This window comes from Streptomyces pimonensis, assembly GCF_041380215.1.
In the GTDB taxonomy this organism is placed as follows: Bacteria; Actinomycetota; Actinomycetes; order Streptomycetales; family Streptomycetaceae; genus Streptomyces; species Streptomyces pimonensis.
Genome location: NZ_JAHWZY010000028.1, coordinates 21,598 through 42,043, shown reverse-complemented (window position 1 = coordinate 42,043; position 20,446 = coordinate 21,598). Strand labels below are relative to the sequence as shown.

General features: G+C 72.2%; 22 protein-coding genes. 10 read left to right on the top strand and 12 right to left on the bottom strand.

Translation table 11 applies throughout. The annotated features are described in order from the left end of the window. Position 1: 1 nt before the first annotated feature. Positions 2 to 862 carry a helix-turn-helix domain-containing protein gene (locus tag KYY02_RS24345; protein WP_371241338.1) on the bottom strand — a complete coding sequence of 287 codons (861 nt, stop codon included), beginning with the start codon at positions 860 to 862 and terminating at the stop codon, positions 2 to 4. 192 nt (positions 863 to 1,054) lie between these two features. Next, positions 1,055 to 1,198 (bottom strand): hypothetical protein, encoded by a 144-nt coding sequence (locus KYY02_RS24340; RefSeq protein ID WP_371241336.1) that lies wholly within the window; start codon positions 1,196 to 1,198, stop codon positions 1,055 to 1,057. A gap of 363 nt (positions 1,199 to 1,561) precedes the next feature. Between KYY02_RS24340 and KYY02_RS24335 the strand changes: the two genes are divergently transcribed. Both KYY02_RS24335 and KYY02_RS24330 read left to right on the top strand, forming a co-directional pair. Beyond that, positions 1,562 to 2,041, top strand: coding sequence for a hypothetical protein (locus KYY02_RS24335; RefSeq protein WP_371241334.1), 480 nt, complete (start codon positions 1,562 to 1,564; stop codon positions 2,039 to 2,041). Next, the gene (locus tag KYY02_RS24330; RefSeq protein WP_371241332.1) at positions 2,008 to 2,559 is read left to right on the top strand and encodes a hypothetical protein; all 552 of its coding nucleotides are present in this window, start codon (positions 2,008 to 2,010) and stop codon (positions 2,557 to 2,559) included. Before KYY02_RS24335 ends, KYY02_RS24330 begins: the two co-directional genes overlap by 34 nt. 461 nt (positions 2,560 to 3,020) lie before the next feature. Here the strand turns inward: KYY02_RS24330 and KYY02_RS24325 are convergent, their stop codons facing one another. Beyond that, the gene (locus KYY02_RS24325; protein ID WP_371241330.1) at positions 3,021 to 3,227 is read right to left on the bottom strand and encodes a DUF397 domain-containing protein; all 207 of its coding nucleotides are present in this window, start codon (positions 3,225 to 3,227) and stop codon (positions 3,021 to 3,023) included. Beyond that, a complete protein-coding gene (locus tag KYY02_RS24320) occupies positions 3,224 to 4,081 on the bottom strand; it encodes a helix-turn-helix domain-containing protein (protein ID WP_371241328.1) in 858 nt (285 codons plus the stop codon). The genes KYY02_RS24325 and KYY02_RS24320 overlap by 4 nt, the downstream gene beginning before the upstream one ends. 177 nt (positions 4,082 to 4,258) lie before the next feature. Between KYY02_RS24320 and KYY02_RS24315 the strand changes: the two genes are divergently transcribed. Next, positions 4,259 to 4,729, top strand: a complete 471-nt coding sequence (locus tag KYY02_RS24315; protein WP_371241325.1) for an ATP-binding protein — start codon at positions 4,259 to 4,261, stop codon at positions 4,727 to 4,729. Positions 4,730 to 4,915: 186 nt separating this feature from the next. Here KYY02_RS24315 and KYY02_RS24310 read toward each other — a convergent pair whose 3' ends face one another. Next, on the bottom strand, positions 4,916 to 5,464 hold the full coding sequence (locus KYY02_RS24310; protein ID WP_503167874.1) for an SUKH-4 family immunity protein: 549 nt from the start codon (positions 5,462 to 5,464) through the stop codon (positions 4,916 to 4,918). A 20-nt stretch (positions 5,465 to 5,484) separates the two neighbouring features. Continuing rightward, complete coding sequence (locus KYY02_RS24305; RefSeq protein ID WP_371241318.1) at positions 5,485 to 5,718, bottom strand: hypothetical protein; 234 nt, start codon at positions 5,716 to 5,718, stop codon at positions 5,485 to 5,487. 89 nt (positions 5,719 to 5,807) lie between these two features. Here KYY02_RS24305 and KYY02_RS24300 point away from each other — a divergent pair, with 89 nt between their 5' ends. Both KYY02_RS24300 and KYY02_RS24295 read left to right on the top strand, forming a co-directional pair. Then, positions 5,808 to 6,008, top strand: coding sequence for a hypothetical protein (locus KYY02_RS24300; RefSeq protein WP_371241316.1), 201 nt, complete (start codon positions 5,808 to 5,810; stop codon positions 6,006 to 6,008). Positions 6,009 to 6,282: 274 nt separating this feature from the next. Continuing rightward, positions 6,283 to 6,969 (top strand): hypothetical protein, encoded by a 687-nt coding sequence (locus KYY02_RS24295; protein WP_371241313.1) that lies wholly within the window; start codon positions 6,283 to 6,285, stop codon positions 6,967 to 6,969. 458 nt (positions 6,970 to 7,427) lie between these two features. On the opposite strand, the gene KYY02_RS24290 is transcribed toward KYY02_RS24295, so the two are convergent. Continuing rightward, positions 7,428 to 8,078 (bottom strand): response regulator transcription factor, encoded by a 651-nt coding sequence (locus KYY02_RS24290; protein ID WP_371241310.1) that lies wholly within the window; start codon positions 8,076 to 8,078, stop codon positions 7,428 to 7,430. Beyond that, a complete protein-coding gene (locus KYY02_RS24285; RefSeq protein ID WP_371241308.1) occupies positions 8,075 to 9,256 on the bottom strand; it encodes a sensor histidine kinase in 1,182 nt (393 codons plus the stop codon). Before KYY02_RS24285 ends, KYY02_RS24290 begins: the two co-directional genes overlap by 4 nt. A 156-nt stretch (positions 9,257 to 9,412) precedes the next feature. Here KYY02_RS24285 and KYY02_RS24280 point away from each other — a divergent pair, with 156 nt between their 5' ends. Then, positions 9,413 to 10,048 carry a VanZ family protein gene (locus KYY02_RS24280; protein ID WP_371241306.1) on the top strand — a complete coding sequence of 212 codons (636 nt, stop codon included), beginning with the start codon at positions 9,413 to 9,415 and terminating at the stop codon, positions 10,046 to 10,048. 615 nt (positions 10,049 to 10,663) lie between these two features. Here the strand turns inward: KYY02_RS24280 and KYY02_RS24275 are convergent. After that, the gene (locus KYY02_RS24275; RefSeq protein WP_371241304.1) at positions 10,664 to 11,152 is read right to left on the bottom strand and encodes a carboxymuconolactone decarboxylase family protein; all 489 of its coding nucleotides are present in this window, start codon (positions 11,150 to 11,152) and stop codon (positions 10,664 to 10,666) included. 303 nt (positions 11,153 to 11,455) lie between these two features. On the opposite strand from KYY02_RS24275, the gene KYY02_RS24270 reads away from it, so the two are divergent. From KYY02_RS24270 to KYY02_RS24260, 3 genes are all read left to right on the top strand, one after another. After that, complete coding sequence (locus KYY02_RS24270) at positions 11,456 to 12,826, top strand: cellulase family glycosylhydrolase (protein ID WP_371241302.1); 1,371 nt, start codon at positions 11,456 to 11,458, stop codon at positions 12,824 to 12,826. An 81-nt stretch (positions 12,827 to 12,907) separates the two neighbouring features. Further along, positions 12,908 to 13,084: a hypothetical protein gene (locus KYY02_RS24265; RefSeq protein WP_371241300.1), complete on the top strand. Its 177-nt coding sequence runs from the start codon at positions 12,908 to 12,910 to the stop codon at positions 13,082 to 13,084. A 136-nt stretch (positions 13,085 to 13,220) separates the two neighbouring features. Continuing rightward, positions 13,221 to 14,159, top strand: coding sequence for an RNA polymerase sigma-70 factor (locus tag KYY02_RS24260; RefSeq protein WP_371241298.1), 939 nt, complete (start codon positions 13,221 to 13,223; stop codon positions 14,157 to 14,159). Positions 14,160 to 14,312: 153 nt separating this feature from the next. Here KYY02_RS24260 and KYY02_RS24255 read toward each other — a convergent pair whose 3' ends face one another. The 3 genes from KYY02_RS24255 to KYY02_RS24245 form a co-directional block, all read right to left on the bottom strand. Next, positions 14,313 to 15,569, bottom strand: a complete 1,257-nt coding sequence (locus KYY02_RS24255; RefSeq protein ID WP_371241296.1) for a glycoside hydrolase family 1 protein — start codon at positions 15,567 to 15,569, stop codon at positions 14,313 to 14,315. A 67-nt stretch (positions 15,570 to 15,636) separates the two neighbouring features. Then, positions 15,637 to 17,928: a family 78 glycoside hydrolase catalytic domain gene (locus tag KYY02_RS24250; RefSeq protein ID WP_371241294.1), complete on the bottom strand. Its 2,292-nt coding sequence runs from the start codon at positions 17,926 to 17,928 to the stop codon at positions 15,637 to 15,639. 174 nt (positions 17,929 to 18,102) lie between these two features. Then, a complete protein-coding gene (locus KYY02_RS24245; RefSeq protein ID WP_371241292.1) occupies positions 18,103 to 18,726 on the bottom strand; it encodes a TetR/AcrR family transcriptional regulator in 624 nt (207 codons plus the stop codon). 244 nt (positions 18,727 to 18,970) lie between these two features. Between KYY02_RS24245 and KYY02_RS24240 the strand changes: the two genes are divergently transcribed. After that, positions 18,971 to 20,437, top strand: a complete 1,467-nt coding sequence (locus KYY02_RS24240) for an MFS transporter (RefSeq protein ID WP_371241290.1) — start codon at positions 18,971 to 18,973, stop codon at positions 20,435 to 20,437. Positions 20,438 to 20,446: the final 9 nt, after the last annotated feature.

Sequence of the window (20,446 nt, the reverse complement as noted above, 5' to 3'; positions counted from 1 at the left end):
CTCACGTCTCTCCCGCCAGCCGTTCGATGAGCCGCGCAGACTCCACGCTGTTCAGCGCCTGCGATCGCAGCTTGCCATACCGCAACCCGAAGGCGCTGACCTCTGCCGGATCACGGACGACGCACCCGACCTCTTGGGATTCGATGTACCCGAGGTGATGGTGTTCGTTGGTCTCCAGTACCACGAACGGCCCGTTCAGCCCGGAATGGAACCCCGGAGCGGCAGGCATGACCTGGACCTCGACGTTGCGCAACGCACCAACCTCCAGCAACCGTTGCCACTGTCGGCGCATGACCTCCGCATCGCCCACCGGGTTTCGCAACGCCTCCTCACTCACGATGAACGACAGCTCCGCCAGCGGCACCCTCGTCAGCAGCTTCTGCCGACTCAGCCGCGCCTCCGCGTGCTGGTCGATGATCTCCTCGCTCAGCGGCGGGCAGTGCCCCGCGAACACCGCCCGCGCGTATTCCTCCGTCTGCAACAGCCCCGGCACCAGCAGCGGATCGTACGAGAAGCGGCTCACCACCTCCGCCTCGATGACCGCGAAGTTGCGGAAGAAGCGCGGGAGTTTCGCCCGGTCCACCTCGTCCTGGAGCACCTCCAGCACTCCACCCGCCTCCAGCACCCGGTCCGCCGCCCGCGTGAACGCCGCCTTCGCCGGCCGCCGCCCCTGCTCGACCGAGGCGACCTGCTCCAGCGAGTAGTCGATCGCCTCCCCGAGCTGCTGCTGGTTCAGCCCGGCCCGCTTCCGCAGATGCTGGAGCAGCCTCCCGTACGCCGCCCACGCCCCCGGCAGGTCACCCCCGCCCTCCTCCTTCGCCTTAGCCGCCCGACCGCCCCGTGTCTCCCGCACCGTGCTCATGCCTCACGCCCTTCCGTCCCGCACCCCGCTCACCCGCACCGCGGCGACGCTCAGCCCGCCGCCGGGGCCTTGTTCAACGCGCGTCGCAACGACGGAGGCACGGCCCCGGACCCGTACGACAGCCGTACAGAATCCCGTACGACCGCAGGCGGCGAGCAAGAGGCGGCGGACGACGGTCTCGGGCGAACCGGCTCAGCGGGCCATCCAGCGGTCCACCTCCCGCGCCCGCGCGTCCAGGGCGTCGACGACGGTGGCCGACGAGCCCCGGGCATTGCCGGGAACCTGCACGTCGCGTCGGACACCACCCCACACGTGGCCGGCCTCCGGTGCGGGCATCTCCACCTCCCCGCGCCGGCGACACCTGGCTGCGCATCGAGGTGTGACGGCTTCGACGCTTCGACACCCGCCTCGGCCGTCGGTGTACGTGAGGAACTGGGCTTTCCTTGTGAACTCAGTGCATGAGACACATATTGAGGGGTGCTCGTGTCACCCGCGTCGGCCGGGTGGACATCTCCATGACGCTCCTGCGAGGTCCCATGCTCGACCACCGTCTCGTACAGACGGCCGTGACCGGTCACAAGAACTCCGACCATCCGGTCATCCTGCCGATGGACAGGTGGGAACTGGACCGCTGGCGCAAGGCGCACCCCGCCTACAGCTACTGGTGCGGACTGCAACTCGACTGTTGCGGCGGGGAACTTGAGCGACCGGCGGTACACCACCCAGGTGTGTCACTTCGCCCACCACGCGACCGCTCCGGCCTGCCACCGCGTGAACAACGGTGAGTCCAGCGCCGACCACCTCTTCATCAAGCGCGGAGTGCAGAGGCTGCTCGGTGAGCGGAAAGTGAGGGGGCGAGTCGAGACACGCGACCTCGGCACCGGCCCGGGCGACGCGGTGGACGTCTACCTGCCCGGCAGCCGGCGCCGACTGCGCTTCCAGCTCGGCGCCGTCGGCTACCGGGCCTGGCGCCGGGCCGACGACGAACTCGCCGCGGACGCCGACGGCATCGACTGGATCCTTGCTTCGGGGGCCCGATCACCCAGCACATCCTCGGCCGCCACGGTTACTGCCTCCGGGTTCGCTGCGAAACGGCAGGCGGTGAGCGACGGGTCCACATCGGCGCGGAGGGCCGCGATCGCACAGTGTCCTGGACCCCGCTGGAGGACTGCCTGCTGACACCGTCCGGCCTCGTCACGCCCCACACCGAGCGCACCCACCTCTCGCCCGCACACCCCGGACCGGTCGCGTTTCCCCTCCAAACCGGCCTCGTCTTCACACCCGCCCCGGCCGACTCACCGTTCGCGGCGGAGGACCGACGGCTGCTCGTCGCCGACGTCAAACCAGCGGGCAGCCCGGTCGTCCGGGGCCTGACAGCGCTCCCGGGCGACACCGGCGGGCCGTCCGCCCCTCACGTGTACCGCGTCACCGGTGACGCGCGGATGCTCGTCGGCGAGGGCACCGCGGGCTGGGCCGTCGAGTTCAAGCGGTACGAGCGGCTCGACGCGCAGGCCGCCCGGCGGACCGGCCTGCGGACGACTCCCGACACCTCGGACCCGGCGGCGCCCGCAGCGTGGACCGGCCGGCCGAAGGAATCGCAGCCGAGGCGGAAACCCGAGGCGCACGCTTCCGGCTTCGGCTCCACGGCGGGGCCGTGCCCCGCACACCAAGAACGAGCTGCTGACCGCCGTGCGTGACACGCTGGCCCGTCACGCACGGCTGCAGCACACGCTCACCTGGGAGGACCTGGCCCGCACGGTCAGCCCCGAACTGGCGAAGTACTCCACCGCCGAACGGCAGACCCTCCTGGTCGAAGTCGACAGTCCGCTGCGGGAACACGTGCCGGTCCTCTCCGCGCTCTCCGGGAGAACGGAGAGCCGCTGCCGTACCTGCCCCAGGTGCTGCCCCGCCTCGGCGTCCTGTACTCGAGCATCTCGACGCGCATCGCGGAAGGGGCCGCCGTGGAGACGGAACGGGCGTTCGCCGCGTACGCGGTCCCCTCACGCACCATGCGACCACGGCTCTCTCTCGCGCCTACGCAGCCCGTGGCGCGCCCACCGACGGAGCCGAAGAAGAAAAAAGCCGGGTACAAGGGCGTCTACGCCCGCATCGATCAGGCCTGGGGAATCGACGGGAGGAAACGCGGAAGCCGGTGACGTCACATGGCCGCGAGCGCCACGAACGCGGCCCACTCGTCCCGGCCGACCCGCAGCACGGGACCGTCACCCGCGGCCTTGGAGTCCCGTACGTACACGGCACCCGCGCCGGCGGCCACCTCGACGCAGTCACCGCCGTTGGTTCCGCTGTGGCTGCTCTTGAACCACGCGAGGTCGCCGGACTGCTCAACGTGCTGGTCGATGCTCATAGCTCCCCTGCCAAGTGCTCGATGAACCTGGCAGACTCCTCGGTGTTGAGGGCCTGTGAGCGCAGCATTCCATACTGGAGGCAGAACTCGCTGACCTCGTTTCGGTCCGAGCGGATGTTCACGACTCCCTGGGCCTCGATGGAGACGAACTGCCGCCGCTCGACGGTTTCCAGCAGGACGAACTGGCCGTTGACCCCGCTGTGCGCGGCCCGTTGGGTCGGCATCACCTGGATCTCCACGTTTCGCATGCGGGTGCAGTCCCGCAGGTGCGCGAGTTGTTCCTTCAGGACTGCTCCGCCGCCCACCGCCCGGTGGAGAGCGCCCTCTTCGAGGACGAACGAGAACACGACGCACGGGCTCCTGCGCGTCAGCAGGGACTGCCGGGCGAGCCGGGCGGTGAGGTGCTGCTCGATGGCCTCCTCTTCGAGGGGCGGGAAGTGCGCTTCGAGAAGAGCACGGGCGTACGCCTCCGTCTGCAACAGCCCCGGCACCAGCATCGGGTCGTACGAGAACCTGCTCACCGCCTCGGCCTCCAGCGAGGCGAAGTCCTGGAAGAACAGGGGCAGCTTCGCCCGATCCACGTCCTCCTGGAGCACCCGCAGCGCCCCGCCCGCCTCCAGCACCCGCTCCGCGGCCTCCGTGAAGGCCGCCTTCGCCGGTCTCCGCCCCTGTTCGACGGAGGCGGCCTGCTCCAGCGAGTAGTCGATCGCCTCGGCGAGGGCCTGCTGGGTGAGGCCGGCGCGTTCGCGGAAGAGGCGGACCAGCTTGCCGTAGGCGCTCCAGGCCGCCGGACGTTCCTTGTCCGGTCCGCGCCGGCCGGTGGTCCCGCATTCCCGCTGGGTCGTCCTGCCCATCGCACCCCCTCGTTCCGCGCGGCGTTCCGTCGTGAGCGATAACGACCGGCCCGGCGTTCCGGCCACGCGCGCGCACCCGTACACCCGTCGTACGAACCCGTACAGCGGCCGTACCACGTGACCGGGTACGGAGGTCCGACCTCGCCCCCGCTGTCCGCGTGACGGGACGGTGACCCCGTGAAGTCGACCAACATCAGGGTGGAACTGCCCACCGGCGTCCCCCACCTCACCATCCGTCTCAGCAGCACCGCACGCGGAGCCCGTCTCGCCCGTCGCCTCGCCGGGCAGCAGCTCGCGGCCTGGGGAATCCCGTACGACTCCGAGACGTCACGGGCCGTCGCCCTCGTCACGGCCGAGCTGGCGGCCAACGCGGTCACCCACGGTCGCACTCCCGGCCGGGACTTCCGCCTGACGCTGCTCCTCCTGCCCGAGCACGGCGTCGTCCGCGTCGAGGTGACCGACACCCGCCCGGGGCGCCTGCCCCGTGATCCGGCGGCCGGACCGGCGGCGCCCGACGCCCCGTCGGGGCGTGGACTGCTGCTCGTCGCGGCGTACGCCGAACGATGGGGCTACGAGGTGCGGGACGCGTACACGAAGACCGTCTGGGCGGACCTGACAGTCATCGGTCCGTGTTTCCTCCGCACGTGAAGAAGTCCGCCGGCTGAAGGGCGCCCGCGGTGAGCGAGTTCTCCCCGCACGATCACGGCCCGGCACGCGGCCATGGACTCCGCGTCGTGGAGGAGGGCTTGAGGCGGGGTGACATCCCATGTCCGCCCGGGACCCTGGCCGTCGTCGACGGCGTTCGTCTGGAGGTGTGGAGTGGAGAGGTCCGTCTCAGCCCCGCATTCCGAAGCCAATTTCTTCGAAGAGCCTGCTCCACTCACTTTCTCCATCAGTGAAAGGGGTTTCGTCGACCTCGTAAATCTGCTGTCGCATACGCTCCACGACGCGGGCGCGTTCACCCTCTTCGTCCACCGGAAGTCCCTTGTATTCACTCTTTCCGCGCTCCAGGACGATGAGGGAATGAACGAATGAGGAAAGATCCGCGTTCATCGCGGTATAGCTCTCTTCCTCTTCGGGAAAGGAGTGGACTCTCCCATCGCTCGGGTCGATGACGACCGTTGCGCAGTTGAATACTCCCAGAATTTCCCACCCTTCGGATTCGGGCGGGCATTCTGCGCCATCTGCCTCGAACACGGCTCTCAGGCTCGGCCTGTCGTCGATCCTCTCCAGGGACTCGTCCTCGAGGTCCAAGCGGCTCGAGAAGAACGAGCTCTCCGGCAGGCCGACATCCGACAGGAAGTGCGCCACCTCGCGCCGCATGTGACTGTCGGCGGAGCGAGGGAAGCAGGTGACGCAGGCAAGGCCGAAGCTGTCAACCACCTGACGTGGTGTGATGCGGATCAACAATTCTCTGTCTCCTGCGGTCCGGTGCGTCGACCGTCTTGCCCTTGCTTCGGCCGCCGACCATGTGCGAACAGGCTTTTGTCTCCCTCGGCTACGACGTCCCGGATGTCTTCGGCGAGGTTGCGGTAGTCCTTGGCGGTATCGCGCACCTCGTCCTCGTCGATGTTCGGCCACTGCACACCGACCAGGTCAAGGACCTCGACGAGCTCATCGGGCAGCTTCTTGCCCACGCGTCACGTCTCCCCCATGATCCCCCCTCCGCCTTCGCAATCGAGTGCGGGTACGTCAATCTCGGCATGACGAACTCGCGGCCCTCGCGGTGTCCGCCCGCCGGACCGAACCGAGCGCCGTCCTCGCCTCGCTCGCCGACGGCTACGGCACCTGGCTCGACGAGCAGCGCCGCAAGGCGCGCTCGCTACCCTTCCGCGCGGTGGGCGGCACCGACGCCAACGTCACCGGTGTGGTGACGGCCGTCCCGGACGCGAACGGCACCCCGGGATCGGCGTCGACCACCAGGTGAACGTCCGGAACCGCTGCCACGGGGACGAGGGCGTCGCCGCCGGCCCGCCGGAGGCTCCCGACGGGCAGACGGCCGAGCCGCACCGGGTGGGCCTCGCCCAGGAGTTCGACAGGGTGGGCAGCGGCAGCGTCCGGAGTTATGATCTCGGCCTCTCGAAGTCCGACGACGACCCGCCAGCGGGTCCCGACGACAGCAGGGACGGACGCTTGAACCCCGGCAGGGAACAACGACAGGACCGTGCGACCGGTATCCCGGTGGGAAGGGCGGACGGCCGATGAGCGACGTGGATCCCTGCCGGGTGCCCGAGGAAGTGGCCAGCGGAACCGAAGGCGGCGGTGGTCGCCGCCCGTGGCTCGTCGCCGGAGTGGCCGCGGGTGTGCTGGTCCTCTCGGGCGCCGTGGCCGCGTCGGGGTGGCTCCTCGGCGGGCCGGACGACGCCGGATCCGGTGACCGCCTGGAGAAGGCGGCGGCGGACGCGCGGTGGGCCGAGGGGATCACACCGGAGTGGATGAGCGAGCGGATGGGCCTCGGCATCCCGGCCACGGCCCGGTCCCCGCAAGCCGCGTACGAGGTCACCTCCCGCTTCGACACGGGCCTTCTCACCTTCACCCTGACCAGGTCGGAGGCGGAGGCGTATCTGGAGGAGCACCCCCCGGAGGGCATGTGGCTCGAACCGACCTCCGCACAGGCCGGCGTCGCTCCCCACCACTTCGCGCACTTCGGACTCCCGGAACCCGAGACGTTCGAGGACGGCATGCGCTACGGCCACGTCTGTCCCGGCTCCGCCGAAGCCACCAAGGCGCCCGACGTCTCCGGTGTGTACAACTCGTCCAGTGAGCTGTGTGTCAGTCTGTACGCGCACGAGTACACGCCGAAACGCACCCGCATCTACCTCCGCGACCACTTCGATCCTGGCATCGGTCCTCTCCCCACGCCGCCCCCGCCGGCGTCGACGGGATGAGGATCCCGCCGGCAGGGCGCGGAGGACCGCCGCCTTCGCCCCGGCCCGGCACCGAAGCACATCGAAGACTCCGCTCCTCCGAGTGGACCAGCCCGTTGCGGCGCTCGGGAACCCCAGTGGTGCGACACGGCCACGAGCGCCACGAACACGGCCCACCCGTCCCGGCCGATCCGCGGCACGGTCCCACCGCCCGCGGCCTCTTGCGATGCGACCGACGGCCGGACGCCCTGGTCGTCCGGAGCGAGGCGCTGCCCGTGAGGCGCACCGGCTCGGAGGCCCGGTCGGGTTCCGGCAGGACGAGCCGGGTCTCGGAGAAGGCGAGGCCGTGCTCGGACAACACGCTCCCTGACCGTCCGCCTGCTCCGGCTGTTCCGCCCCCGCACTCCGGGCAACCGACGGTTTCGGCTGCCGTGCCGTGCCGGTCCGTCCCGTTCCCAGGGCCGTCCTGCGCGGCTCGGTCAGCGGGTGAGTCCTGATTCCCAGGCCCAGGCCGCTATCTCGACCCGGTTGCGGGCGCCGATCTTGCCCTGGATGTTGGTGAGGTGGGTCTTCACCGTGCCCACGCTGATGTGCAGGGCGGCGGCGACCTCCGCGTTGGTGTGCCCACGGGAGACGAGGGCGGTGACCTCGGTCTCGCGCTCGGACAGGGGCGAGGGACGGACCGGGTCGCCAGCCGCGGCGGAGCGGGCGAACTGCTGGAGCAGGCGGACGGTGATGGAGGGGCTGATGAGGGCCTCGCCGGAGGCGGCGGAGCGGACGGCCTCGGCCAGCAGACGAGGGCCCGCGTCCTTGAGGAGGAAGCCGCAGGCGCCGTGGTGCAGGGCCTGGTGGACGTACTCGTCGTCGTCGAAGGTCGTCACCATGACGACCTTCGGGGTGTGCGCGGCCCCGGGACGGTGCAGGTGCCGCAGCGCCTCGATGCCGTTCAGCCGCGGCATGCGGATGTCCATGAGGACGACGTCGGGGCGGTGCAGGTCGGCCTGCTGGATCGCGGCGACCCCGTCGGCGGCCTGGGCGACGACCTCGATGTCGTCCTCGGCCGACAGGATCATGGCCATGCCGGTGCGGACGATCGTCTGGTCGTCCGCGAGGAGGACACGGATGGTCATCGGAGGACCCGCCGCAGGGGGAGAGGGAGTTCGAGTGCGACGTGCCAGCCGGACCCGGGGCCGGGACCCGCGGTCAGCGTGCCCCCGGCGGCGGCGGTGACCTCGCGCAGGCCGCGCAGTCCGTAGCCGGTGCCGCCGGACGGACGGTGGTGTCCGTCGTCGGTGATCCGCGCGGTCACCCGGCGGCGGGAGACGTCCAGGTGCACGTGTGCGGTGGTGCAGTCGTGGGCGTGCTTGCGGACGTTCGTCAGCGCCTCCATGACCACGCGTTCCACGAGGTGGGCGGCGTCCGCGGGAAGGTTGTCGACCGGGCCGGTCTCGGTGAAGCCGACCCGGGCCCCGGGGAGCCGGCAGCCGGCGACGAGGGTCCGGACGGCGTCCGTGCCCGGTGCCCGGGTGTCCGGGACGGCGTCCTCGCGCAGGGCGCCGACCATCCTGCGCATGGCGTCCAGGGCCTCCGCCCCGGTGGCCTCGATCAGTTGCAGGGCGTCGCCCACCGCCTGGGGCTTCCTGGCCGCGACGGCGCGGGCACCCTGCGCCTGGAGCACGATGCCCGATATGTGGTGGGCGACGAAGTCGTGCAGGTCGCGGGCGAAGCCCAGCCGCTGTTCGAGTCTGATCTGCTCCTCGTGCTGCCGGCGGGAGGCGACGACCAGGCGGACGGTGAGGCCGGAGGCCAGGGCGCCGCCGGCCACCAGCGTCAGGACGAGCGCGACGATGCTGCTGCCCTCGTCCACCTCGATCACCAGCGGACGCAGGATGACGGCTGCCATCAGCAGCGGCAGAGCGACAGCGGTGCCGGCCGGGGAACCCCGCCGCGCCGTCACGTGCAGCAGCACCATCAGGGCGGTCGGCTCGAACAGGGTGTAGGCGTCGGAGGCCTGGTCCAGGACCGAACCGCCGCTCGCCGCCACGCGCAGTCCGACCGAGCAGGCCAGCGACACCAGGGCCACGCCGCACGCCGCCCACGCCAGCACCGCGGGGGACAACCTGATCCCCACGGCCGGGAGGGCGACGGCCGCCGCCGCGGCCGTCGACAGGAACAGCGTGACCCCGGCGCCCCGGTTTTCGAGGGCGCCGGTGTCGATGTCGATCAGCAGGGCCGCTCCGAGGAGGCAGAGCAGCAGGGCGCTGACGGCGAACCGGCCGGCGGCCGGCGCGCGCGGTGGTCCGATCATGGTGAGAACCCTAGCCGCGCGCGACACCGGGTCCTCTCCGCCGAAAGTCGTAGTCGTCCACCGGGGAATGGATCCTTCGGGAGATCCGCCGGACCTGGCCCGGAAGGAAGCTGAAGCACGTCAGCACCGCTCGCCCCGACCGAAGGACCAGCCCTCATGGACATGCGCTTCCAGGTGGACTCCGCACCCGTTCTCGGCCCCGCGCTCGTCCTGTTCGCGGTCGGCACCGTCGTCCGGGTGAGACGCGGGGCGTGGGACAGGCGCCGCGGTCTGCTGCGGCTGGCCGCCGCCGTCTACGTCGCCGCCGTGCTGTCCCTGACGGTCTTCCCGCTGAACGTGACGTGGGGCGAGTACGCCAACCAGGCTCCCTGGATCGGGCAGATCAACTTCGTCCCGCTGTTCACCGCGGACATCACCATGGTGCCCAACGTCGTCATGATGGTGCCGGCCGGCTTCCTGCTGCCCCTGTTGTTCCGGCACGCCACCTCGGCGTCGCGGGCGACCCTGATGACGGCGGCGGCCAGCCTGTCCGTGGAAGCCGCGCAGCTGTTGTCGTACATCGTCCTGAACAACGGTCGCTCCGTGGACGTCAACGACCTCCTCGCCAACACGCTCGGCGGACTCGCCGGCTACGCCCTGGTGACCCTCGCCCTGCGCGCGCCGTCCCTGCGCGGGACCCTCCTCGCGACCGCGCTGCCCCGCTCCGCGGCCTCGCGGGCCGACCGCCGGCGGACGGCGGCCGCCGACGGCACCCGGGAGGCCCCGACCGCGGGCCCCGCCGTCCGCCCTTGACCCCGCCCGCTCCCGCACCATCTGGTTCACGCGGGGAACGGCGGCTCGCGGCCACAGGGCCGCGAGCCGTCACCTCGAAGCCGCCGAGGCCGCGCGACGCACCGCTGCGCACGCGTCCCGCCCCGGATGTCCGGGAAGCCGGGCGCCCGTGCGGGCCGTACGCCGGCGGAGCGGGCCCATGGGGCCACCGGGGACCGCCGGGCGCTTCTCCGGCGCCAGGAGGGGATGCGGGCGGTGGCCGGGGCGGGAGGTCCGGAGCCGGTGCGCGTGGTCGAGGACCTGTCCGATGCCCGGGCGGATCCGCTGGTCCTCCCGCGCTCCCGTCGGGCTCGCTGCCTCGCGATGAACACGTCTGCCCCCGGCGACCACCCCGCGTCGGACGCGGGAGCGCCCGGTGCGCGGGCGTGTGCCCCGGCGCCCCGGCCGGCGAGACGCGCGGGGAGCGCACCCGTCGTCGCCTCGTCGGGACGGTTCGGGTCGAGCGGGGGATCCACGGACGGACGTCGGCCCGGTCCGCGCGGCCGGAGGGAACCGCCGGGGATTCCGCTCCGGCCCCGAGCAGCCGGGTCCGGCCCGGATCGGCTGATCCCGGGCCGGACCGGATCCCGGCGGCGGTCAGTTCCCGACCGCCGCCGCGAACATGCCCGCCTCGTACGAGCCGCCCTTCTGGTGGGTGATCACCGCGAGGCGGTTGGCCGCGTTGATCAGGGCGACCAGGCAGACGAGCGCGGCGGTCTGGCCGTCGTCGTAGTGCGTGCGGACCAGGGCCCACGTCTCGTCGGAGACGCCCCGGGAGGCGTCGCCGAGGCGGGTGCCCTCCTCGGCGAGGGCCAGGGCCGCCCGCTCGGCCTCGGTGAACACGGTGGATTCGCGCCAGGCGGCGACCAGGTGGAGACGGACCGCGCTCTCCCCGGCCGCCGCGGCCTCCTTGACGTGCATGTCGACGCAGTGGCCGCAGCCGTTGATCTGGCTGGCGCGCAGTGACACCAGCTCCTGCGTGGACTTCGGCAGCGGGGAGTCGTGGATCACCAGGGCGGCGCCTGCGAACCGCTTGGCGAACCGGGCGGCGAGCTCGTTCTCGAACAGGTTGAACCGGTCGTTCATGGTTTCTCCCTCACTCGTGTTCATGCGCGGTGTCGCGCCGGACCGAACACGAGATGCCGGCCGCCCGCTCCCCGTGACGGGGAGGAGGTGTGACGTGTGCCACCGTCCACGTCGACGGCTCCGGCCGCCTCCGCCCGGACGGCAGTCACCCGCGCCGCGGCACTCTCCGGCCGTCGCACGGCTATCGCACATCACCGCACCGGTGTACGGTCTCGGGCCGACGGCCTTTGGGAGCGCTCCCATCGTGCTGTACCACGCTGTGTCCGCATCACGCTGTGCTCGCATCGCAGGAGGAGGAACGCTGTGAAACGCTTCTTGGCCTTACTGGCGACCTGTGCGACGGTCCTGGGCCTCACGGCACTGACCGGCCCGCAGGCGGCGGCCGCCGCCGGCTGCAGGGTCGACTACACGGTGTCCGGCCAGTGGCAGGGCGGCTTCCAGGCCGGAGTGAGGATCACCAACCTGGGCGCCCCCCTCTCCGGGTGGACGCTCGGGTTCACCATGCCGGACGCCGGGCAGAAGGTCGTCCAGGGCTGGAACGCCACCTGGTCGCAGTCCGGCGCCACGGTCACCGCCGCCGCTGCCGACTGGAACCGCGCGCTGGCCACCGGCTCCACCGTCGACGTGGGATTCACTGGCTCGTTCACGGGCGCCAACCCGCGGCCCACGGCGTTCACGCTCAACGGTGTCGCCTGCACGGGATCCGTCGAGGAACCCCCGCCCGCCCCGGACGACGGCACCCCCGTGGGCATCAACGGGCAGCTGCACGTCTGCGGAGTGAACCTGTGCAACCAGTACGGCCGCCCCGTACAGCTGCGCGGCATGAGCACCCACGGCATCCAGTGGTTCAGCCGGTGCTACAACACCGCCTCCCTGGACGCGCTGGCGAAGGACTGGCGGTCGGACCTGCTGCGCATCGCCATGTACGTGCAGGAGAACGGTTACGAGACCGACCCGGCGGGCTTCACCGGCCGCGTGAACAGCCTCGTCGACATGGCCGAGGCCCGAGGCATGTACGCCGTGATCGACTTCCACACCCTCACGCCGGGCGACCCGAACTTCAACCTCGACCGGGCGAAGACGTTCTTCGCCTCCGTGGCCGCCCGCAACGCCGACAAGAAGAACGTGATCTACGAGATCGCCAATGAGCCCAACGGAGTGAGCTGGGCGGCTGTCAAGAGCTACGCCGAGCGGGTCATCCCGGTGATCCGGGCCGCGGACCCGGACGCCGTCGTCATCGTCGGCACCCGCGGCTGGTCGTCACTGGGGGTCTCGGACGGCTCCAACGAGAACGAGGTCGTCGACAACCCCGTCAACGCCACCAACATCATGTACGCGTTCCACTTCTACGCCGCGAGTCACAAGGACAACTACCGTGCCGCGGTGAGCCGGGCGGCCTCCCGGCTGCCGCTGTTCGTCTCCGAGTTCGGCACGGTGAGCGCCACCGGAGGCGGAGCGGTGGACCGGGCGAGCAGTACGGCCTGGCTGGACCTGCTCGATCAGCTGAAGATCAGCTACGCGAACTGGACCTACTCCGACGCCGACGAGGGCAGCGCGGCGTTCCGGCCCGGCACCTGCGGCGGCGCCGACTACAGCGGCAGCGGCGTGCTGACCGAGTCCGGTGCGCTGCTCAAGAGCAGGATCAGCACCCCCGACGACTTCCCCACGAGCTGACCCGGGACGGGGGCCCGGCCGGCCGGGCCCCCGTGCCACCGGCTGGGAGCGCTCCCGTCACGCTGCGGTGCCCTGCGTCTCGTGATCGACACGACGACACCCGGACCCGACATCCGGCTCGGCGACGAGCCGGTCCCGTACCCCCACGCCGACGGTGCGCCGACGCAGGACATCGGCCGGCAGCGGCTCGCCCGTACCGCCCCGCTCCGTCCCGTCCCACCGCCCTGCGACCGGGCGGGAGAGCTACGGGACGGGTGACGACACGCCGTGGTTCGACGACATGGTCGTCGGGCCCGCTCCCGTCGACCGCCGACGGACCCCCGGCCGGTGGTCCGTCCCGGGCGGTCCCTTCCCGCACCTGTCACAGAACCGCGGCGCCCGGCGTCCTGTGGGCATGGGACCGTGGAGGACGAGCAGGCGGGAGCAACCGGTGGAGAACACGCGAACGGAGCACACGGACGCCGCGACCGAGGCGTTCGTCGCCCACCGCAACCTGCTGTTCACCGTCGCCTACGAGATGCTCGGCTCGGCCGCCGACGCCGAGGACGTGCTGCAGGAGACCTGGCTGCGCTGGGCGGGCGTCGAGCTCGAAACGGTGCGGAACCGGCGGGCCTACCTCGTACGGATCACCACCCGGCAGGCGCTGGGCAGACTGCGCACGCTCGGCCGCCGCAAGGAGTCCTACGTCGGCTCCTGGCTCCCCGAGCCGCTGCTCACCGCGCCCGACGTGGCCGAGGACGTCGAGCTGGCCGACAGCGTGTCGATGGCGATGTTGTTGGTGCTGGAGACGCTCGCCCCCACCGAGCGGGCGGTGTTCGTGCTGCGCGAGGTGTTCGGCCTCGAGTACGACGAGATCGCCGAGGCCGTCGGCAAGAGCCCGGCCGCGGTCCGGCAGATCGCGCACCGGGCGCGCGCGCACGTCGCGGCGCGCCGGCCGCGCGGACCCGTGTCGCCGACCGAGACCCGGAACGCCCTCGACGCCTTCCGGCGGGCGGTCGAGACGGGCGATCTGCAGGGCCTGCTCGACGTCCTCGCGCCGGACGTCGTCCTCCTGGGCGACGGCGGCGGCGTCAAACAGGCCGTCCTCAGGCCCGTCGTGGGAGCGGACAAGGTGGCCCGCCTGCTGCGGGGCGGGCTGAGCAGGCTCACCGCCGAGATGACGCTGGGGCCGGCGGAGGTCAACGGCCGCCCCGCGCTGGTCGTCAGGCTCGACGGCGCGCTCGACACCGTCCTCGTGGTGCGCGTCGACGACGGCCTCATCACCGGCCTCTACGCCGTCCGCAACCCCCGGAAGCTGTCGTACATGCGGCGGGAGACCAGCCTGCGCCGGTGAGGCCGACCGACTTCAGGGAGAGGTGCGGGCTTCGGACTCCTCCAGCTCGCCGGCGAGCGTCTCCGCGTCGTACGGCCCGGTGTGCCGCCGGTCGCCGACGAAGAGGGCCGGCGTGCCGCGGGCGCCACTGACCTCGGCGCCGGTCGCGCCGGCTCAGCTCCGGGCGTCGGCGAGCGGGCCCCGGTGGCGTCGCACCACGTCCGCGTACGCCTTCGCGCTCGGCTTCGGACGGCGCTCGAAGGTGTCGCGGTCGACCTCGTGGAGTCCGAGCCGGGCGCCGTACCCGAAGATCCACTCGAAGTTGTCCATGAGCGTCCAGTGGCAGTACCCGAGGACGGGCGTGCCCGCGCGCACCTCGGCCGCGAGGTGCTCGACGGAGGCGGGGACGAAGGCGGCGCGCTGCGCGTCGTCCGGGGTCTGGATGCCGTGTTCGGTGACGAGGACCGGCACCCCCGACACCTCGTGGGCGTAGCGCACGGCGCCCGCGAGGGACTCGGGCTCGATGACGGTGCCCATCCCGTTGCGCTCGCCCTCGGGCGTCACCTCGCCGTCGGGGCCGTGGACGATCCGCTCGTAGTTCTGCACGCCGATGAAGTCGTCGTGGCGTGCCTCGCGCAGCCAGTGGTCGTAGACGGCGGCGCGCTTGGCGTCCCGGCGTTCCTCTCCGCCGGGGAGGGCCACCTCGTCGGCGACGGCGATGGAGACGCCGACGGGCAGGTCGGCGCGGCGGGCCTTGATCGCCTCGCGGGCGGCCCGGTGCGCCCGCGTGAACGCGGCCTGGAACTCGTCCTGCCGGTGGGCGGGGATGACGTTCGCGCTGGCGTAGGTCCCGCTCCCGGCGGCGTGCGCGGCGGCCGCGAGCATCCGCGTCTTGAGCGCCTCGGCCTCGGCCGGGAGCTTCGCGCCCGCCTGCAGCAGCTGTTCCAGGTTGGGTTCGTTCAGGGTGACGCCGTAGGCGATGCGGTCGCCGAAGCGCGCCATGACGCGGTCGCACTGCTCGGCGAAGCGGGCCGGGGCGTCGGCGGCGGTCCAGGAACCGGCCGCGGCGAACCAGTGCGGTGCGGTGAAGTGGCTGAACGTCACCAGGGGGGCGAGCCCGCGCTCGAGACAGCCGTCGACCTTGCGTTCGTAGTGGTCGAGGGCCTCGGCGGAGACCACACCGCGCTCGGGTTCGATGCGGGCCCACTCGACGGAGAACCGGAAGGCGTTGAGCCCGAGTCCGGCGGCCAGGTCGAGGTCCGTCTCCCAGTGCTGGTAGCCGCGGCACGCCGGGCCGCTCGGTTCACGGAACAGCGAGGGTGTCGTGTGCTCCAGGAACCAGGTGTCGCTGGCGCTGTTGTCGCCCTCGTTCTGGTGTCCCGCGGTGGCGACGCCCCACAGGAAGGTGTCGGGCAGGCCGGTGTGCGTCATGTGTGTGCTCCTCGCACTGGTTCGGATGGGGCGGGGCGCCCCGCGGGGCCGGACGTACCGTCGGGCGTCACCGCGCGGCCGCGGGGAAGGGCGCGTAGAAGGTGTGCCGGCCGGGCCCGGCCTCCACGGGCTCCGCACCCGGCAGATCGACCAGCGCGGTGACGTCGGGCGGCACGACGACGTCGACGCGCAGTCTGTCGCCCTCCCGGCTCCACCCGGCCCCGGCCCGGCCGTACGGCGTCTCGTGCTCGGCCCGCGCCCAGGTCAGACCGCCGCCGGGGCGGGGACGGACCAGCAGCCGCCGGTAGCCCGGCCCGGCCGGAGCCAGGCCGGCCACGGTGCGGTGCATCCAGTCGGCGACCGCGCCGAGCGCGTAGTGGTTGAAGGAGGTCATCTCGCCGGGGTTGACGCTGCCGTCGGGGAGCATGCTGTCCCAGCGTTCCCACACGGTGGTGGCGCCCATGTCGACCTGGTACAGCCATGACGGGCACGCCCGCTGTGTCAGCAGCCGGTAGGCGGTGTCCACGTGTCCGGTGCCGGCCAGCGCGTCGCACACCAGGGGAGTGCCGAGGAAGCCGGTGCCGATGCGGTGGCCGCGCTCCGCCACCAGGTCCGCCAGCCGGCGTCCGGCCTCGGCGCGCTCGGCGTCGTCCTCGAGCAGCCGGAAGCACAGGGCGAGGGCGTAGGCGGTCTGCGTCTCCTCCGTCAGGCGTCCGCCGCCGGTGTGGAAGCGGGCGAGGAAGGCGCCCCGGACCGCGTCGGCCAGGGTGTGGTAGCGGGTGGCGTCGTCGTGGTCGTCCAGGACCTCCGCGGTCCGGGCCAGCAGCCGCGCGGAGTGCGCGAAGTACGCCGTGGCGACCAGGGCGGACGACGTCATCGCGCGGCCGGGGTCGTCCGCCGGGGCGGTCGGGTCCAGCCAGTCGCCGAACTGGAACCCCTCACCCCAGATCCGGTCCGGTCCGGCCAGGCGGTCGACGGCGTCGACCCAGGCGCGCATCGAGGGGTACTGGGTGCGCAGCACCTCGGTGTCGCCGTAGCGCTCGTACAGCACCCAGGGCACGACGACGGCCGCGTCGCACCAGCCGGCCATGGGCGGGTTGCCGGGCGGGAGCGGCACCGGGGTGATCACCGGGATGTCGGGGCTGAACACCGGGGGCACGTGCCGTTCGTCGGCGCCCTGGTCGGCGGCGAGGTCGCGCAGCCAGGAGCGCAGGAAGTCACGGACGTCGTGGAGGAAGGCCGCGGTGGGGGCGAAGACCTGGACGTCGCCGGTCCAGCCGAGCCGCTCGTCGCGCTGCGGGCAGTCGGTGGGCACGTCGACGAAGTTGCCGCGCATCCCCCACACCACGTTCTCGTGCAGGCGGTTCAGGGAGGCGTCCGAACAGGTGAACCAGCCCGTGCGGCGCAGGTCGCTGTGGACGACCACGGCCGTGACGTCGGCCGGGTCGAGGTCGCCGGGCCAGCCCTCGACGTCGGCGTAGCGGAAGCCGTGGAAGGTGAAGCGGGGCTCCCACTCCTCGCCCGCCGGGTCGCCGCGCAGGACGTAGCGGTCGGTGGCGACGGCGTGCCGCAGCGGACGCGTGCAGAGGTCGCCGTCCTCGAGGACCTCCGCGTGGCGGAGCGTCACCGTGCGGCCGGCCTCGCCGCGGACCCGGATGCGCAGCCGCCCGACGAGGTTCTGGCCGAAGTCGAGGACCGTGCGTCCGGAGGGCGAGGTGGTGACCGCGACGGGCGCGAGGTGTTCGATGCGGCGCACCGGCGGGCTGTCGGCCGGGAAGAGGGCGGCGGTGTCGAAGTCGATGACGTCGGCCGGCTGCCACGCCGAGTCGTCGAAGCCGGCTTCGCTGAAGCCCGCCCGCTCCCGGCGGGCGTCGTACTCCTCGCCCTCGTACAGGCCGGCGGCGAGGACGGGCCCGGCGCTCCAGCGCCAGCCGTCCCCGGTGGCGACGGTCTCGGCGGTGCCGTCGGCGTACTCGAGGCGCAGTTCGGCGAGGAGGCCGGTGCGCTCGCCGTAGACGTCCCGGGTGCCGCCGTTGAAGCCGAGCAGGCCCCGGTACCAGCCGTCGGCCAGGTGGGCGCCCCAGGCGTTGCGGCCCTCGCGGACCAGGGGGGTGACGTCGAAGGACTGGTAGCGGTGCCGGTGGCGGTAGCTCGTCCAGCCGGGGGCCAGCACGTGGTCGCCCACCGTGGTGCCGTTGAGCTCCAGTTCGTAGACGCCGAGTGCGGTGACCCGGAGCCGGGCCGACCGCACGGCCGCCCGCGCGGTGAACTCGCCCCGCAGCAGCGCGGCCGGGCGGGCCCCCTCGGCGGGCACGGGCATGCGGGGACTGACGACACGTGCGGTCCAGTGGTGGTTCATGGCGCCCTTCTCGGCGGCGGCGGGGGAGCAGGCACGATCATGCAGCGAACACCTAGTGATTGCCAGGTGTTCGAGTGTGTGACGTACGACACGCCGGGTGTCGCCCGTGCGATTGAGCCATGTGCATGACAAGCAGCCGGAGCCGCCGGGGCCCGGTGGCTCCGAAAGGGGTGTCTACAGCCCCTGTCCGTCCGTGGAGATGACCCGCAGCAGGCGGTCGAGGTGGCCGCGCATGACCGCGATCAGGTCGAAGGAACGTCCCGAGGCCAGCCACTGCTGCATCAGCCCCGCGTCCAGGGCGGCGCACTCGCGGGCGATGCCCTCGTGGTCCAGGCCGGGGAGCAGCTCCCCGCTGCGGCTGCCGGCCCGCAGCCGGTCGGCGAGCTCCGCGACGCCCTTCTCCTGCCAGGTGGTGAAGTGGTCGTGGGCCGGGTGGTCGGGTGCGGTGGCCTCGGCGGTCAGCACGACCGCCAGCTCCACCATGCCGGGCATGCCGAGCGTCTCGGCGGTGTCCTCCAGGTGGCAGCGGAAGGCGTCCCGCACCGAGTCGGAGACGCGTTCCCAGCGCACGTCCATGCGTTCGTGCCAGTACTCGATGACCGCGAGCAGCAACTGCTGCTTGTCGCGGAAGTGGTGCAGCAGCCCGGCGTCGGTGATCTCGGCGTCCCGTGCGACGCGGGCGAGGGAGGTCTTGCGGTAGCCGTCCCTGCCGAAGCGCAGCAGGGCGGCCTCCAGGATCTGTGTGCGCCGCGCCCGGCCCGCCGTGTAGTGGCCGCGTGGTCCCCTGGGTGTCGCCATGTCGGAACAGTACCGGCGGAGTGCGGGGCGACGGTCGACCGCGTCGGCCGCGGGCGTGCTGTGTGAGGTGGGCCACACTCTCGAAACCTAGCGGTCACTAGGTGTTCAGGTCATCATCGTCCCACGCGACGACAGGTTGCCGCGCTGTCACATCCCCGTGAACCACGCGTCACGGCAGCCTGTCCTCCGCCCTTCCCCCACGTGCTCCCCCTTCCCTCGGCACCTCCGTGAAAGGAGGGCTGGCATGACGACGCCGTCATCAAGCCCCACGGTCGACCACGCACCCCGCGACCACGCGGACGGGCGGTGGACACCCCGCCTGGTCCTGATCCTCATCGCACTCGCCTGGCCGACCCAGTTGCTCGCCGCGGGCGGCATCCTCGGCGCCAACGCCATCGCCGGCGTCGCCCAGGCGTTCCACACCACTCACGTGGTGTGGTTCGGTCTGACCCTCACCCTGGTGTCGACCCTGCTCACCCCCTTCGTGATCAAGCTGGGAGACCTGTACGGCAAGCGGCGCGTCATGCTCGCGATGACGGCCCTGGGCGCCCTCGGCGAACTGCTGGCCGCACTGGCCGGCAGCTTCTGGCTGGTCCTCGCGGGCCGGGCGATCGCCGGGTTCTACGGGCCCTTCGGCGCCCTGTCGTTCGCCGCCGTGCGGGACGTCTTCCCGTCCCGGCTGGTGAAGCAGGCGAGCGGCATCATGGGCAGCAGCGTCGGTCTGGTGGCCATCGTCTCGCCGTTCCTCGCGGGATGGCTGATCGACACCTGGGGGTACCGCGGCGTCCTGTGGTTCCTCGTCGTCGCCACCGCGGTCGCCTTCGCGCTGATCGCGCTGCTGGTCCCGGAGACCCCCCGGCACGCCCTCGGGTCCCGCCTCGACTGGCCGGGCGGCCTGGTCCTCGGCGGAGGTCTGACGGCCGTGGTCTACGCCCTCGGCCAGGGGCAGAGCTGGGGCTGGGCGGACGTGCGGACCCTGGGCTGGCTCGGCGCGGGCGCCGCCGCGCTGACCGCCTTCCTGTTCGTCGAGCGCTCCAGCGCCCACCCCATCCTGGACCTGCGGGTCCTGAGCCGCCGCCCGGTCGCCCTGGCGCTGACGGCCGGCGGTCTCGGCCAGACGGTCGCCTTCACCCTGCCGGGCCTCGCCATCCTGCTCGCCCTGTACCCCGCCATCCCGGGCGTGTCGGACGGGCTGGGCTGGACGGCCCACCACAACGCCGTCGTCAGCGTGAGCTGGAACCTGGTGATGTTCGGCACCGGCATGCTGGTCAGCCGGCACCTGCGCCGCTTCGACGCGCGCCGGGTGTGGTGCGCGGGCCTTGCGGTCATGGCCGTCGGCTACACCCTCGTGGGCTTCTTCCACGGCGACGAACTCCAGCTCATCGTCACCTCCTGCATCGCCAACGTCGGCGCCGGCGTCGTCGTCTCGGTGGCGCCGGTCCTGGTGATCGGCGTGGTCTCGCGCGACGAGCAGGGGCTGGGCAGCGGCATGCTCAACATGCTCATCAGCCTGTTCGGTGCCGTCGTGACCGCCGGCGCCTACGCCGTCCTCGGTGCGCACAGCACCACCGTCGACGGCACCGCCTTCTACCTCGACGCCGGTTACTCCGGGATCTTCTGGCTCGGCGCCGCGGTCACGGTCGTGGCCCTGGGGCTCTCCGTCTTCATCCCGCGGCTGCGGGACCCCGAGGAGAACCCCGCCGACGGCTGACCCCGCGTC

Excerpts from the sequence above, each read along its gene's own strand:
- KYY02_RS24345 (WP_371241338.1), bottom strand. The coding sequence starts at position 862 with ATGAGCACGGTGCGGGAGACACGGGGCGGTCGGGCGGCTAAGGCGAAG.
- KYY02_RS24340 (WP_371241336.1), bottom strand. The coding sequence starts at position 1,198 with ATGCCCGCACCGGAGGCCGGCCACGTGTGGGGTGGTGTCCGACGCGAC.
- KYY02_RS24325 (WP_371241330.1), bottom strand. The coding sequence starts at position 3,227 with ATGAGCATCGACCAGCACGTTGAGCAGTCCGGCGACCTCGCGTGGTTC.
- KYY02_RS24320 (WP_371241328.1), bottom strand. The coding sequence starts at position 4,081 with ATGGGCAGGACGACCCAGCGGGAATGCGGGACCACCGGCCGGCGCGGA.
- KYY02_RS24295 (WP_371241313.1), top strand. The coding sequence starts at position 6,283 with ATGAGCGACGTGGATCCCTGCCGGGTGCCCGAGGAAGTGGCCAGCGGA.
- KYY02_RS24290 (WP_371241310.1), bottom strand. The coding sequence starts at position 8,078 with ATGACCATCCGTGTCCTCCTCGCGGACGACCAGACGATCGTCCGCACC.
- KYY02_RS24285 (WP_371241308.1), bottom strand. The coding sequence starts at position 9,256 with ATGATCGGACCACCGCGCGCGCCGGCCGCCGGCCGGTTCGCCGTCAGC.
- KYY02_RS24280 (WP_371241306.1), top strand. The coding sequence starts at position 9,413 with ATGGACATGCGCTTCCAGGTGGACTCCGCACCCGTTCTCGGCCCCGCG.
- KYY02_RS24275 (WP_371241304.1), bottom strand. The coding sequence starts at position 11,152 with ATGAACGACCGGTTCAACCTGTTCGAGAACGAGCTCGCCGCCCGGTTC.
- KYY02_RS24260 (WP_371241298.1), top strand. The coding sequence starts at position 13,221 with ATGGGACCGTGGAGGACGAGCAGGCGGGAGCAACCGGTGGAGAACACG.
- KYY02_RS24255 (WP_371241296.1), bottom strand. The coding sequence starts at position 15,569 with ATGACGCACACCGGCCTGCCCGACACCTTCCTGTGGGGCGTCGCCACC.
- KYY02_RS24250 (WP_371241294.1), bottom strand. The coding sequence starts at position 17,928 with ATGAACCACCACTGGACCGCACGTGTCGTCAGTCCCCGCATGCCCGTG.
- KYY02_RS24245 (WP_371241292.1), bottom strand. The coding sequence starts at position 18,726 with ATGGCGACACCCAGGGGACCACGCGGCCACTACACGGCGGGCCGGGCG.
- KYY02_RS24240 (WP_371241290.1), top strand. The coding sequence starts at position 18,971 with ATGACGACGCCGTCATCAAGCCCCACGGTCGACCACGCACCCCGCGAC.